General features: G+C 32.8%; 14 protein-coding genes. 6 read left to right on the forward strand and 8 right to left on the reverse strand.

All coding sequences use genetic code 11. The annotated features are described in order from the left end of the window. Together PH235_RS14255 and PH235_RS14605 are read right to left on the reverse strand one after the other, a co-directional pair. A partial coding sequence (locus tag PH235_RS14255) for a DUF2268 domain-containing protein (protein ID WP_272162934.1) occupies positions 1-881 on the reverse strand: 881 nt, incomplete at its 3' end. 251 nt (positions 882-1,132) lie between these two features. Continuing rightward, entirely contained in the window at positions 1,133-1,249 is a 117-nt protein-coding gene (locus PH235_RS14605; protein ID WP_369010452.1) for a MerR family DNA-binding transcriptional regulator, read from the reverse strand. A gap of 411 nt (positions 1,250-1,660) precedes the next feature. Here PH235_RS14605 and PH235_RS14260 point away from each other — a divergent pair, with 411 nt between their 5' ends. Further along, the gene (locus tag PH235_RS14260) at positions 1,661-2,077 is read left to right on the forward strand and encodes a type II toxin-antitoxin system MqsR family toxin (protein WP_065899233.1); all 417 of its coding nucleotides are present in this window, start codon (positions 1,661-1,663) and stop codon (positions 2,075-2,077) included. 30 nt (positions 2,078-2,107) lie between these two features. Further along, the gene (locus PH235_RS14265) at positions 2,108-3,166 is read left to right on the forward strand and encodes a type II toxin-antitoxin system antitoxin SocA domain-containing protein (RefSeq protein ID WP_100348234.1); all 1,059 of its coding nucleotides are present in this window, start codon (positions 2,108-2,110) and stop codon (positions 3,164-3,166) included. Positions 3,167-3,595: 429 nt separating this feature from the next. Here PH235_RS14265 and PH235_RS14270 read toward each other — a convergent pair whose 3' ends face one another. Both PH235_RS14270 and PH235_RS14275 read right to left on the reverse strand, forming a co-directional pair. After that, on the reverse strand, positions 3,596-3,979 hold the full coding sequence (locus tag PH235_RS14270) for a bleomycin resistance protein (RefSeq protein ID WP_138116236.1): 384 nt from the start codon (positions 3,977-3,979) through the stop codon (positions 3,596-3,598). A 184-nt stretch (positions 3,980-4,163) separates the two neighbouring features. Continuing rightward, the gene (locus tag PH235_RS14275; RefSeq protein WP_061860493.1) at positions 4,164-4,625 is read right to left on the reverse strand and encodes a replication/maintenance protein RepL; all 462 of its coding nucleotides are present in this window, start codon (positions 4,623-4,625) and stop codon (positions 4,164-4,166) included. 498 nt (positions 4,626-5,123) lie between these two features. On the opposite strand from PH235_RS14275, the gene PH235_RS14280 reads away from it, so the two are divergent. Further along, the gene (locus tag PH235_RS14280) at positions 5,124-5,627 is read left to right on the forward strand and encodes a VOC family protein (RefSeq protein ID WP_206833824.1); all 504 of its coding nucleotides are present in this window, start codon (positions 5,124-5,126) and stop codon (positions 5,625-5,627) included. A gap of 102 nt (positions 5,628-5,729) precedes the next feature. Here the strand turns inward: PH235_RS14280 and PH235_RS14285 are convergent, their stop codons facing one another. Together PH235_RS14285 and PH235_RS14290 are read right to left on the reverse strand one after the other, a co-directional pair. Then, positions 5,730-6,023 (reverse strand): type II toxin-antitoxin system death-on-curing family toxin, encoded by a 294-nt coding sequence (locus tag PH235_RS14285; protein ID WP_272162935.1) that lies wholly within the window; start codon positions 6,021-6,023, stop codon positions 5,730-5,732. 1,182 nt (positions 6,024-7,205) lie between these two features. After that, a complete protein-coding gene (locus PH235_RS14290) occupies positions 7,206-8,636 on the reverse strand; it encodes an IS4 family transposase (protein WP_047933940.1) in 1,431 nt (476 codons plus the stop codon). Positions 8,637-8,850: 214 nt separating this feature from the next. Between PH235_RS14290 and PH235_RS14295 the strand changes: the two genes are divergently transcribed. Continuing rightward, a complete protein-coding gene (locus tag PH235_RS14295; RefSeq protein WP_025908111.1) occupies positions 8,851-9,225 on the forward strand; it encodes an S-Ena type endospore appendage in 375 nt (124 codons plus the stop codon). A gap of 19 nt (positions 9,226-9,244) precedes the next feature. Next, entirely contained in the window at positions 9,245-10,702 is a 1,458-nt protein-coding gene (locus tag PH235_RS14300; RefSeq protein ID WP_272162936.1) for a DUF11 domain-containing protein, read from the forward strand. A 47-nt stretch (positions 10,703-10,749) separates the two neighbouring features. Here the strand turns inward: PH235_RS14300 and PH235_RS14305 are convergent, their stop codons facing one another. Then, entirely contained in the window at positions 10,750-11,115 is a 366-nt protein-coding gene (locus PH235_RS14305; RefSeq protein ID WP_025908109.1) for an S-Ena type endospore appendage, read from the reverse strand. A gap of 152 nt (positions 11,116-11,267) precedes the next feature. Between PH235_RS14305 and PH235_RS14310 the strand changes: the two genes are divergently transcribed. Further along, on the forward strand, positions 11,268-12,140 hold the full coding sequence (locus tag PH235_RS14310) for an S-Ena type endospore appendage (RefSeq protein WP_025908108.1): 873 nt from the start codon (positions 11,268-11,270) through the stop codon (positions 12,138-12,140). A 134-nt stretch (positions 12,141-12,274) separates the two neighbouring features. Here PH235_RS14310 and PH235_RS14315 read toward each other — a convergent pair. Further along, a partial coding sequence (locus PH235_RS14315; protein WP_272162937.1) for a MobA/MobL family protein occupies positions 12,275-14,007 on the reverse strand: 1,733 nt, incomplete at its 5' end.

A 14,007-nucleotide genomic window follows, 5' to 3' on the forward strand; every position in this document is an offset into this window, starting at 1 on the left:
ATAATCTCTTCGCTAGACATTAACGTTGTTTCATATATCGTTTTATTTTGCTTTTTCATAAAGGACTGGACAACCTCATAACCTACTGCGTAACCAGAACAAAAAGAAAGGCCTACAGGTTGATATCCTTCTTGTTTGGCAATTTCATCACCAAACATATAGCTACTTACCTCGGCAAATCCTTTTATGTTTAAAGCCTCTCCAATAACATAAGTTGAGTACTCTAAATCGTCTTTGTCCATACTAGTCACCCAAGGTCCTAGCTGTTCTGTTCCATACAGTTCTTTTGCAAACGAATCTGCCAAACCTTCTATGACAAGATAATCTCCCACTGTTACATTTCCATGATCCCAATCAAAATAAGAAAAACGAATATTGTGATGGAACTCATGGGCAATAACAGCAGGAAGTTTAGGCAAATTGTAATCATTTGGATAAATATTCACAGTAATAAACCCTGGAATACCTCCAAACCCTGTATATCCCTTCTGAAGCTTCAATTTGTCGGGGTCTGCAACATACAATCCAAATTTTATTTCATCGGCATTCACTTTCAAACCTGCCTTATTAGCTTTTTCTATACAGTTTTTGATAGTATTCTCTGCTACCACAAAGGCATTATTATCATTTAAGATAGATAGTCCTTGTTGAATTTGTTTATCGTTAGAAATGTCTGCGTAACCTAGCATTTTCGTAGCCATTAAAACATCATAACCATTTTCTTGTTTTGCTTTTATAGGAACGTTTATTAAATTCCACATTTCCTTAAATGGCGTCATCATTGTATAACGAAAATAATTTCTTCTTTCTTCCAAATTCGTAATTGAAAGTAATTCTTCGTATTGTTCTATTGTGTTAACTAATTTATAGTTCATGCTCATTTCAATCACCTCTTTCGTAAATATCTAGTATTGTAATTTTGAAGCAACTTTATATTCTTCATAAGATTTTCTTCGGAGTCAGTTAAGTCCAAATGAAATAATATATTTTCTAGAACTGTAATCATTTGAGTCATGTCATTTTTAATACAGCTTAATGAAGGTTGTCGGTCTATTAAATCTTTAAGTTTATAACCTGTTATCTTTGCAGCGAGAATTTGCACAATTTTTTCGAAGTCTGACTTGAATAAAACCTATTGACCGTTGTCATTCTTATTTGCTTTCAATAAATTTAAATTAGAATAGTATCTTATAGAGCGTTCAGTAAGTCCAGTTATTTTATAAACTTCCCCAGTTGTAAGCAGCGTAATTCACCTCCACATTACAAGGTTAAGGTATTACGCAACGTTAATGTCAAATAAAAAATGGGCTTTTACTTTAGTGTACAATAAGAAAAGCCGATACTTCCTTAACGTAGGAAAAATCGGCTTTCTTTATGGCGAAATTTGCTTAGCGTATGTTTTGCGCTTTTTGTTGGTAGGACCCCTTAAGCGAAAAGTGGTTCATCCCTTTCAGGCAGTCGCAAGAGCACGATATTTTTCAAAGGCAGTTAATAGAAATCACGCAAAAATGAAGCAAATTTTTCTCTTATTTTGTTCTAATTTCATGTTAAATATTCATAACTTATGATAAAATGTTATTAACGAATAACAAAAAATGTTATCGTTGAATAAAATATAATACGACTGAGAACACTAGTCTTAATAACGGATGTGGTTTTATTGGCAGCATTCAACGGAGCTACACAGGCCCAAGTTGAAGACATTTTAAAAAAGATTGTCGATTGTATTCATCGTGGAAATGACCATTTTATCCTTTTAGCACAAAGAGATAAGAATGCAACTACTTTGTTGGAATTAGGATTTAGAGCCGCAGATGTAAGGCGAATTGTTGAAGAAGAACTAACTTATGAAGATTATTACAGAGGGCCAAATCCAAACGGGAGCAGTAATGTTCCTCCACGATTGCAAAATAGCGATATGTGGGAATTTGGAAAGGTCGTTACTGGTAATGAAACGATGGAAGTTTATATTAAGTTCAGTTTTATTGAAGACAATGATGGCCCTTTTACCTGTTGTGTTTCTTTTCATAAACCAGATCCCGGTCGTACAATCACATACCCCTTCAAGTTATCTTGAGAGGGGTATGAAAAACAGGAGGAAAAAGATATGACGTTACAACTAAAATTCTGTGTTCATTGTTTAGAACGAACTCCGGTTGAACATAAATTTGTTACAGATAAAGTTGAATTGCATGGCGAAATCATCACATATGAAGCTGAACGTTATGAGTGTACAAGATGTGGACAGTACACAGATAATGACGAATTAACAGATCGAAATTATAGTACGATTTATCGTAAATATCAGGAAAAGAAAGATATGTTAAAAGCAGAAGATTTTCGTTATGTACGGACTGAGCTTTATCAGGTTAGTACGCGCGTAATGGCTAAATTAATTGGATGGAGTCCTGCTACTATCTCTCGTTATGAAAATGGAAGTTTACAGACGAAAAAACATGATACTCATTTTAGAACATATTTAGATCCTCGCGCGATGAAACGAGCATTTGATAATTATCGTGATGAGCTTGAAGAAAAACCTAGAAAAGCACTTGAAGAAAGATTATCTTTTTTATTAGATACAGTAAAATCTAGTGAATTATTAAAGGGGTTAGATGACAGACTTACTTTGTTAAATATAGAAAATGTAGATGATGACTGGAGAATGACTTCTAAAGAATCAGTAGAGAAGTTTTTTATTATAAAAGGGCAAGAATTTAATGAAGAAGATGAAGACGATTTGAAAGTCTCTCCTTTAAAGCTTCAGAAATTAATGTATTTTGCTCAGGGGTGGAGTCATGCTTTTACTGGACATAATTTATTTGAAGATAATTTCCAAGCATGGATGCATGGTCCTGTCATTCCTGAAGTATATCATCGATATAGTACGTATGGCTCGAAAAGAATTGATGAAGATTTTGGTATATCGATTCATGATTTAGGTTTAACATCTAATCAGTTGAGTATATTACATTGGGTATGGGATAAATATAGTAAATTTGAAGCTAAATTTTTAGAAGACTTAACACATATGGAGTATCCTTGGAGAAAAACGCGCGCAGATTTGCCGGATGACGCTCGTTGTGATTGGATAATTGAGAAAGAAGATATTCATCATTTTTTTGATTCGATGTATCGAACATTAAAATTACTACAGAGAAATTAATCTAAATAGAATTGAATATAATAACCTTATATAATATTTTAAAAAACCCTCCCGATTAGTGGAGGTTTTCTCATTCAATATTCATCCTTAGATGTATAACAAATAAGATTTATTTTCTGCATATTTAATCTGCATACCTTTATAACAGTAAAGAGGCAGTCGTATTTCTGTTTATAACGATACTATTTCATAAAGGTTACAGCATATGAATAAAAGGTGTACTTTTTATTCATTGTTTTCCTTGATTTGCTCAATAGAATGCCTATTCTATCAACGATGTATAAAAAGCTGCATAAACCATAAATTTAAAAAGCAAACGAGCCCTTGATACACAAGGGCTCGTTTTTTTCATGTGTTCCGGAAAGAGGTATTATGTAAACTGATTTTGTATATGGTATTCATAGACTGAAGTCGTGTTATGATGTGTGTTTAACATGGTTGAGAAAACCGTAGTAAATAACCATCAGGATCTTGAACGATAAATTCTTTTTGAACAAAACCACTATAGTTATTTAGCATAAGCTCTCTAAAAAGTGTAATCTTGTGTCTCTTTAAGTTTTTTAAGATACTTTCTATATTTTCTACTTCAATTTGAAAATTGATTCCTCGTCCATACGGATATTCAAGTTCCGCAGTTTGCCAATGACCATTACATTCTTCAATCATTATTTGAGCGCCATTGAGTGAAATAAATGCGAATTTTTCTTCTACACGTTCATATACAAGCTGAAATTCAAGAATTTCTAAATAAAATTCTTTTGATTTGTTTATATCTTTTACTGATAGTTCTGGTATTAGTTTATTAAATTCCATATACTTTCCCCTTTATACATAATGCTGCTTTTATGTTAATGATACATCATATATAGATTAGATCCTGGTTTTTTAAAAATAAGGTACCTAGAATTGGTTTTATGTTAACTCAAAGTGAACATATATGTGCAGTTGTAGAAAACATCGTGTTCAAAAGAATGAACACGATGTTTTAATGATTTTTTCAATTTGTGTCTTTTAATCTCATAACTTTTCCGTCTGCACTTAGTTCTACTTCGTATCTAATTTTAGATATATCTTTCCATTCACCTCTTCCAAAGAATTGAGGATTTAATAAGAAAACGCCTGTTTCTTTTTTTATTAGAATATTCTTTTTGGTTAACTGATTAACTGCATTAGTTACTGATTGTTGTTTAATCCCTAAATTCTCAGCTACAATTCGTTTATATCCTGAGTTAATAATGATAAATTGGCCTTTATTTGCATAAGTTACGCCCTTTATAAGCTCGTATAATACTTTGCTTATCCATCCTTGTATTTCTGCTAACACAACAATATTGTCGAGATATACTTTTATGTAGTCTGGTTCTTTTCCGTAGTTAAAAGAAACACTTGTCGTTTCTTCCGTTATTTCTCCGTTCATATCAACGACTTTTGTTGTTTCCACTTTTGATATTTTAGCCACATTGTCCACCTCTATCATTTTTTACCATTTATTATATTTTTATCTTAACTCATATTTAAGTTAATATCAACACTATAATAGAGTTGATATTAACTCTATTATAGTGTTATTTTTAACCCTTGTTTTTTTGTTAAAAATAACTCTTTATAAAAGTTATTTTTAACTCATATATAAGTTAAAAATAACCCTCATAGCAGTTAAAATTAACTTGTATATGAGTTAATTTTGACTTCCCAAAAAGTCTTACAAACCCTTATATATCAAGGTTTATATCAATATATAAAAATCTTTTTTCTTCTTTTATTTTTATTATGTACTTTGTTTTACAAATTAAAAAAGCCTTAAAACAATTAGTTTTAAGGCTTTTTTGCTTCTTATAATGTGGATTATGTAAATAAAACTTAGACTAAAGTATGAACCTCATTCATCATTAGGTATGATTTAAAAATTCCCATTTTTGTTATTATTTAATTAATATATAACAAATGGGGGATGGATATGAAGCTTAATCTTGAAGGAATTTCAGAATTGGTTTTACAAGTGAAATCAATGGATAGAGCAATAGATTTTTGGTCTAATAAATTGGGTTTTCCAATTGTGGAACAGTGGGGATATGAAAATGGCCATTTTAGCGAAAGTAATAAAGAAGACATTCGAGCAACCTGGTTATATATAGGGGGACATACTAGGCTAGGTCTCTGGCTTCCTAGAAATTTTTCACCATTAGACAAAATAGAAAAAGAAAAAACGATTTCCAACTGGAAGGGACTTTATGATCAAGGTGGCGTTCATATACATTTTGCTTTACATATAAAAGCAGAGAACTTTGATTCTGCTATTAAAGTATTGAACAATGCTAGTATTGACCATAAGGTTATAGAAGAGGTTAATATCAATATGCAAAAGGAAAAAAGGTTGTATTTTAAGGATACTGAAGATAATGTTGTGGAATTTTACACGTTAGATATGAGAGAAGATTATAAGAAACGAATCAAACTTTGATTTGCTCCTTTTTATAAATGGTTGCCGATAACGTGTTTTATGTTAACTGCATTTAAATAAATAACTGTAAAAAGACCTTTTCTGTTTTGGAAAAGGTCTTTTTCATGAACGTTGAACAAGATTACTCGAAATCCAATCGGCAATATGCTGTAATGGAGGTTTGTTTGTCACAACAAAAGAAGTCATGTCTTCAGCTTCTTTTTCTCGAACATTTAAAATCCAACCATTCGTCCTTAAAAATAGGAATAAACAAGCGAATGCTGTTCGTTTATTTGCATTATGAAAAGAATGATTTTGTGCTAAGCTTTCAAACAATGCTGCAGCTTTCAATTCCAAACTAGGATAAGCATCAGATCCAAAAGCAGAACTTTGTGGACGCATAATCGCACTATCCAATAATTTTTCATCTTTTACACCAATATGTTCTTTTTATTCTATTTTTTGTTATTTTTCTTTCCGAATATATACAAAATTAGACCTAAGAAAAATAATGTGATTGCTATATAAAGAGATCCCATTTTTAAAACCACAAGTAAAATAGAAAATGCCATCATTAAAAGTGCTAAAAATCTAAACATATCGGTCATTCCTTTAGTTTATTTTTTTTTCTTCAGTATATTTGTTAGATCCATTAAAGATAATTTTAATAGTATTTCCTTTAATATTGATTTTTTGATTACCTTTTTCTTCACTTACTAAAGGTATATTTTTTTCCCGTTGCTAAAATATAAGTTTTGGGTTGTTAAACCACTACCTTTATCTAAACCTTTTTTTAATTCATATTCTATTTCATACTGGTTATCTTTTATTTGTTTAAGAGATATTATTTCTATAAATTCATCTAATTTAGTGTGTCGCTTGCTGCTGTTTTAGAATCACAGCCTGTTAATTGTACTACAGTAATTACAGATATTATTGCAATAATTAATCTATTAATTTTTTTCATAAAAAACGCTCCTTCTCTTTTTCAGCGTATAGTTCCATTAATTTTTGAAATTTCATCTTTATCTTCTCCTTCCAATTTTAAAACCTCCTTTTTAAAATGCAATGTTTTATTTCGTAAAATGATATGTATCATTGTAGAAGGTTGCATAAGCTATGAAACCTATTAGAATAGAAAAACCTTATATATAGCCTTGAAGGCTTACAGGGGTAGGCTTAAGCCTACCTTAGTTCTTTTAAAGGGGTACAGACAGCAAAACGGAAATATTGTACGTTAAGGTTGGAACCGTTGATATAAAAGGGATGTTCTAATAACGTTCGTTTATGGTTCTTAGATAAATAAAGCCATGTATACCCTTAAAACGACCAATTCACAGCCCCAAAACCCACTACCAAAATCAAAGTACCGTTTATTAAAGATTAATACCTTTTTGGTAAGGTCTTAACGTACACATAATAGGCAATTTTTATAGTTTTATCTGCTTACCGTACAAAATTTCCGAAATGTTGGCGAGACCCCATACCCATCAAGCTAACGACAGAAACGATTAAAAATGTAATGATCCTTGTCCTAACATCGGTGAGTATCAGAAAAATCGGCATGACAAAGAAGCCTATGAAACTATCATTTTTTCGTTAGGCAACTTGTTGTTGTTTTACTGCTGTCTCATACACAATACCAAGAATGTCAAAAACGGTTTTTTTCTGATACCGATGACACTTACGCCCATTCTTTTTCAACAGGTGATACAGTCGTTGGAGAATCGTTACGAGTTCAGTCAGATCACCTGCCATTGCTGGAAATAGTAACGGAAAATAGTCCTTAATCATATAAATTGATTTGTATTCACTCAGCTCTTGTTTTCTCTTTTTCAACAGGATCTGCCGCATTTGAAACATGGTGGAAGAACAGAGAAGAATCCCGATGAGTTGCCCATATAAATGGCACTCTAGCCGTTCCTTTTTGATGGTTTTACATTCATCTATTTCGAAGAAGGACTTCCATGTTTTAAATAAAATTTCAATCTGCCAACGTAACGAATACAATGAATGCACATCGTTTGTCGGTACTTCTTTTGGTGGTGTGTTCGTAATATAAACGTTCATTCCCATCAGCTGTTTACTTTTATCCTTCATGACAATGCCTTTCTTTTTCTCACGTACAGCTTGGTTGTTTAAACGGGTTTTAGTTTGTTCGTTCGTTAGTCGGTGAATGATGACACGTGTCGGTAATTTTTGAATTTGACCAACATAAGCTTCTGAAAGTTCAATGGTCTCACCCGGTTCCAGTTCGTTCAAGATGTGTGCCATATTAAGCTGAATATATTCGCTCTGCTTTTTCAGTGTGCCGTTTTTGAAGTATTCTGGTTCAGGGTTTTTTACATAAATACGGGTATTTAGCTTTAATCGAGAGAGATAAAAGGCGCCTAATTCATGAATCGTTTGTAAATCTCGTAAATCAAAATAACCTAAATCACGTAAACAGAAATCGCCTGCTTTCACACTTTCAAGACAAGTTGTGCCATACGTTTTATCATTATCTTTTCCCGGTCCTAGCTGTACGTGTAAAAATTGCCCACTCAATAAGTCATATTCAAGCTGAATCTTTACACCTGCCGTATTACTGCTTCCTCCAGACCCTTGATAATCACTTACGAAGGCATCGGGTAGCTGAAACACTGTGGCATCTAAAATCCGAATACGGTTAAAAATCAAGAAGAGCGTTGACGATAGCGATTGTGTTGCACAAAGTTTCTGTGTGAGAAGTAAAGCAAACACCTCACGAAGAAACTGGACGGCTGCTGGATTAAACCGTTGATTCAATCCTTCCTGACTCATCAGGACACCTGTTGAAGCTTCTAGTCGACTACACAGTTGTGCAAGCGATGTGCGAGCGACTTCCTGGCTAAGCCACACGCAAAGAGCCATCAGTTCATTTGCTTGATACTTACTCGATCGTTTCACAAATCCCACTTTCTTAGCGATTTCTTGTAAGGCAATGGGAGACAAAGAGCGTTGTAATTCTTGTGCAAATAGGTGTAATTCTTCGGAAAACTGAACATCCATAAAAAAACGCCATCCTTTTCGAGTAGTTTACTAAAAAGAATAACGTTTTTTTCGTTTTGGGGAAAATCCATTGCGTTAGCTTGATGGGTATGTGGCGAGACCCCTATATAATATTCATTGATTTTCCTATCTTTATAGTTTGTAAATACCCATTTTTCACACAATAAATGCTATTCTCCATATCTTTATAGTAAGGAGAAAAGGAGAATCTAAAATGTGTATATGTAAAAACGGATATGAAGGGATATTAAACAAGTGCAGTAATAATCAAATGTTTATAGCTAAAAAGTGTGTTCCTTTTAGAAGCCCTTGTGATGGCTTAACTAGAACTACTATATACACTACATCAAATGTTGTTAATACTTCTCTAGCCAATGGAATAATTGCAATTGTTAATACAAGTATAGATTGTGTCATGAATGTATCTATTACAGATAGTTCAGGTGAAAATACTTATGTTGTTTCTGCTCAGAGTTCTTTAGTAGTTCAAGTATTTTCGCTTTCTTTAATCACTGTGGTATGTGGCCCAGATAATGATAATGGGGAAGACTTCTGCACAGGAACGTTCGAAGCAACGTTATCTTTTTAGAATAGGAGAAGACAGGTTTATGCCTATAATTAATCGTTTTTCAATTTTGGCATGTGGTGCTATGACTTTTACAGGTAATACTTTAGGTCTTAGTCAGTTATTAAATCAAAACAGAGCAGGAGTTCAAGGAAGCATTGGTGCATTCACTACACTTAACAATGCGCTTCAAGTCCCTACTTTTCCAGTTGGAACAACTCTTAATATTAATCAAAATAGTTCTGCAGCAAATTTGGTCATACCTAACAACAGTAATGTACTTTACGCTGAACTGATCTGGGGTGGTAATTACTTATCTCGTGATCAGAATATTATAGCTTTAATTAACAATCCAGTTACTTTCGTTGATTCGAATAATAATTCTTTTAGTATAAATCCAGACCCTCTGACACAAAATCAGGAAACATTTACTTCTGGAAATCCACCTGTTACAAGAGGGTTTTATAATCGTTCTGCTAATGTAACTGCTATTGTTCAAAATAGTGGTGCTGGAACATATTCTGTCGCAGGGGTTCCAGGACTTTTAGATCCATTACAGGCTTCTACAGCTGATACAAATCATGCAGGGTGGACTTTAGCAGTAATTTATGAAAACAGTCAATTGCCTAATAGATCAATGTACTTATATATTGGAACGAATGGTTTAGTAATCAGTCCTGCTAATCCTATCATTGATGTTCCTATTGTAGGTTTTATGACTCCACCTTCTGGTCCTGTTAACACAAGAATCTTAATAAGTGCTCAAGAAGGTGATGCTAATATTACAGGTGACCAGGCATTATTTGGTCCTACAGCACTTTCTTTAACAAATCTGTCTGGTCCAAGAAATCCATCTAATAATTTTTTTGGATCTCAAATTAATAACGATAGTGGAAATTTAGATACTACAGGTACTTTTGGAGACCGTAATCAGAACCCTATAACAGCCACTAATATATCTGCTGGACGTCAAGGGTGGGATATAACTAATGTAGACGCTACAAATTATCTAGGTAACAATGAAATGATTGCAACATTTAGATATACATCTACTGGTGATGCGTATATGCCAAATGCTTTAGGAGTTCAAATTGATCAAGGCGATGCTGTATTAGATGTTCAAAAAAGGGTTAATACTACAATGGCTGATATTTTAGATACGCTAACTTATACAATTACTATTACAAATGAAGGTGTAGTTCCAGCTAATAATGTTGTATTTACCGATTTAATACCTGAAGGTAGCGTTTTTATTAATGACAGTGTCGTTATAAACGGAGTGTCAACACCTGGAGTAAATCCTGAGACTGGTATTTCACTTCCTGATATCAATGTTGATGAAACTGTTACTATTGTGTTCGAAGTTCAAATTTTAAAATGTGTATGTTTTTTGAGGAATAAATCATTTATCACTTTTAGTTGTGGTAAAATCACGTTTAGTAATCAAGTATTAACAGTTATTTGTAAATCTTGTTCGGGATCAAATTGTATATATGATTGATGACTCATAAAAAAATGCTTATGGTTTTGACAACCATAAGCATTTTTTTATGAGTCTAATTGATATCTAACTACAATATCAAGTTCTCCCTTAGCAGGACCGGCAGGGTCTACAGGTCCTGCTATAGAAATAGCTCCTAAATTGTCAATAGTTCTCATTAAACATTGACCTGGAGCTAACGTTTCAGTTAATACCGTAGTACCTGAAGAATTGGTTGCTGTCACATCAAAAGGAAACGTACCTGAATTTTTCAAAATGAAAGAAGCTATAACTGTTTCATTAATTGCCTCATATATTGTTTCATCTGCTCCTGCAGCTATACTGAATTGGCAACATAATTGGTCTTTTACATAGTCATTTCCTCTAAAACAGTTACCTAAAATAGTTGAATTATAATCTGAATTGCAAGACATTTTAAATTCACCTCGTTTTTTCAAATGTTCACTTGAAATATTAGATGTTTTATTGACGATATTGGTGCTTAATTATTTTCATTTTTAATTTATTTTTACAATATGTATAAAAGATAAATAAGTAATTATATGAATTTAAATGAGGGATAAAGGTGGACAAATACTATATATCAAATAGAGAAGAATTAGCTATTTCTGCTGATAAAATATGTGATTGGGTTCAAAAACCTATAGAGTTAAAAATGAGAGAAAGTATTCTAGAAAAAGCATCCGTTCATGATGTGTTTTGTCAAGAATTTTCTATTGCAGAGTTTAAACCTTCCCTTTATAGTCTGTGGAAAACAATCAATATGGAAAGTATTTCTTGTACACTTAGTCTAACTATTACTGAATGTAGTACCAATAAATTATTATTAAGTGTCAATAAAGGCGAAAAAGATGAAAAACAATTTCCCATTTATAAAGGTACTTTTAATTTTACTTTTAGTAATATTAGTAGCATCTCTATTATTAATGATACAGAAACAGCATATAAAGGAAGGTTTTCTATTCAAATACATTACGAAATTCCAACTACAGAAATTGATTTTTCATGTCAACCAATATGCTATTTAGATGAAAGTCAGGTAAAATGCAAAGAAATTTCAGATAAAACAAAATTCAAGAATAAAGTAATTTTAATACATGAAAAGTGGGTGACATTAAGAAAAATTAATATTTTAATAGAAGGAGTATTTCTTGTAGAATTTAAGAAAAAAAATGGTGGGGTTTTCTTATGTGAAATCCCCTTTAAAGATATTATTTCTGTTTATATGTGTGTAACAGAAAAATCAAAAATTGAATGTAAACTAACTATAAGTGACTCTACATGCTATTTAGCGAAAGAAAATATTAAAAATTGCTATACACTTTTGATTAATAACTTTCTATGTTTAAATATTATGGCAATAGAAAGTGTTGTTTTATGTATTGAAGGCTTTGAAGATATTAATCCTAGAGATGAAGAGATTAAAAGCATAGAGTAAATCGAACTATAAAAACCTTTTTAATAGGTAATTGACCATCTCTTTTAAGTTCATTTGAAAAAGATGGTCAATGTTATATTAGAGAATAACAACTTTAAGTTGATCAAATTGCCTTAAGGCAATTAGTTGTCTTTTTAACGAGAAAAGTCATGACCTTGATCTTTGGGTTTATTTATGGAGCTACTTCTAAATCTTCTAAGCTGTTGCTGCTGCTTTTGTTGTGCTTGCTCTTCGCTACGAGTAGCTTGCTGAATGGCATCAAAAATGCCTGAGATCGTTCCTATGACTTGTTCCTTGGTGTTTATTTGCTTTTCTATATTGGGGATTACATTTTTCTCAAGCTCTCTAATTTCGCCTTGTCGCTTCTCTAAATCATCCAGTCCTTTATATCCTTTTTCTTTAAGGTTCTCTCGGTAATGATCGGCTTCATGCTGTAATTCTTCGTAATGTTGTCGTGCTTTTTTCGAAACCAATCGTTTAGCTGTCTCACCAGGACTACTACTTAGTTGATCAAGTTCTTTTTCCGTTTTTTCAAGGTTCGTAACTTGATTCTTCATGGTACTTAAATAATCTCTTTCTGTTTCAAAGATTTTTACATTTTTCTTTAGTTTGTACAACTCATCTTTTTGATTTCCAATCGCTTTTTTAATGACTTCTAATGTGACTGGCGTCTTTTTGGCCATATCTATATGTTTCTCTAGTTTTAAGGCATTGTCATAGCTCAAGTATGTTCCAGCTGTTTTTAAATCGGGATAATGTGAGCTTACTTCACGAATTTTAGCCATTTTAACGGCTTCTTCTGCTTGTAACAACGTTTTTGTTTCGACTCGAATCTGTTGTTTCTCATAGTTGATTTGATGAAGGCAATTTTCTTTTTGTTGAGAAAACTCTTGATAGCGTTGGTAGAATTCTTCTTCATTTGAAAAACGAAGGGATTCTTTATATTCTTTGATGCTGCTTTCATAGTTTGCTTTAATGCCTTCTAAATCAGAGATTTTATCAAGGTAACGACGTTTCATCATATTATTTTCTTTTAGTTTAAACGGATTGAGTGATCCCTTGAGTTCATCTACTTTCTCTTCATTCTGCTTAATATCATGCTCCAAAGCCTTCACACGGTCATAAGAATTACTGACGTTAAAAAACTGTTGTTGTTGAACATGGAAATGTCGTTCAATTGGGTCATGACGATTGCTCATTTTGCGTAGTTCTTCATGGCGTTTGTAGATACTTTCTAAGGAAACGACTTCTTGGTTTAAAAGAGATGCAGCCTTTTGAATCTGCGTTTTCTCAACATCTGTAGAGAAGCTAAATTGCTTCTCTTTTTCTTTCATTTTTTGTAGATGAGCCTCTTTTTGGCGGCGGTAATCCTGTAGGTTTATAACGACTTGGTTATACTCTTGGCGCTCTCGGTTTATTTGGCCGCGCTGGCTTTGTTTCCCTTTCTTCTCCATGTCATGAGCTACATGCCCTAAGTGAATAGTTGGAAGAACTTCAAGTCCACGCTTTTCATGAGAAAGGTGCGTAATACGTTCTTTACTTTGGGCTTGTTCTAATGCTTGATTGGCATAGTTCGCCCATTCCTCACGAATAGATAAGCAGCCTTCGCTGTTTTTAACGTACCCACGATGGTTTTCTTTAGCGTTCGCAAAATCAGCGTTCCAGTCACGATTCTTCTTCCCAAAGCCATCCTGATCAAGATTTCTCATCGTTAACATGATGTGAGCATGAGGATTATTTGCATCGTCACGATGAATGGCAATATCAGCAACCATTCCTTTTTGAACAAACTCGTTTTGAGCAAAAGATCGAATGAGTTCTTTTTGTTGGTCATGATTCAGTTCAATTGGTAACGCAATGTTTAATT

It is taken from the genome of Trichococcus sp. K1Tr (assembly GCF_028309625.1).
Taxonomy (GTDB): domain Bacteria; phylum Bacillota; class Bacilli; order Lactobacillales; family Aerococcaceae; genus Trichococcus.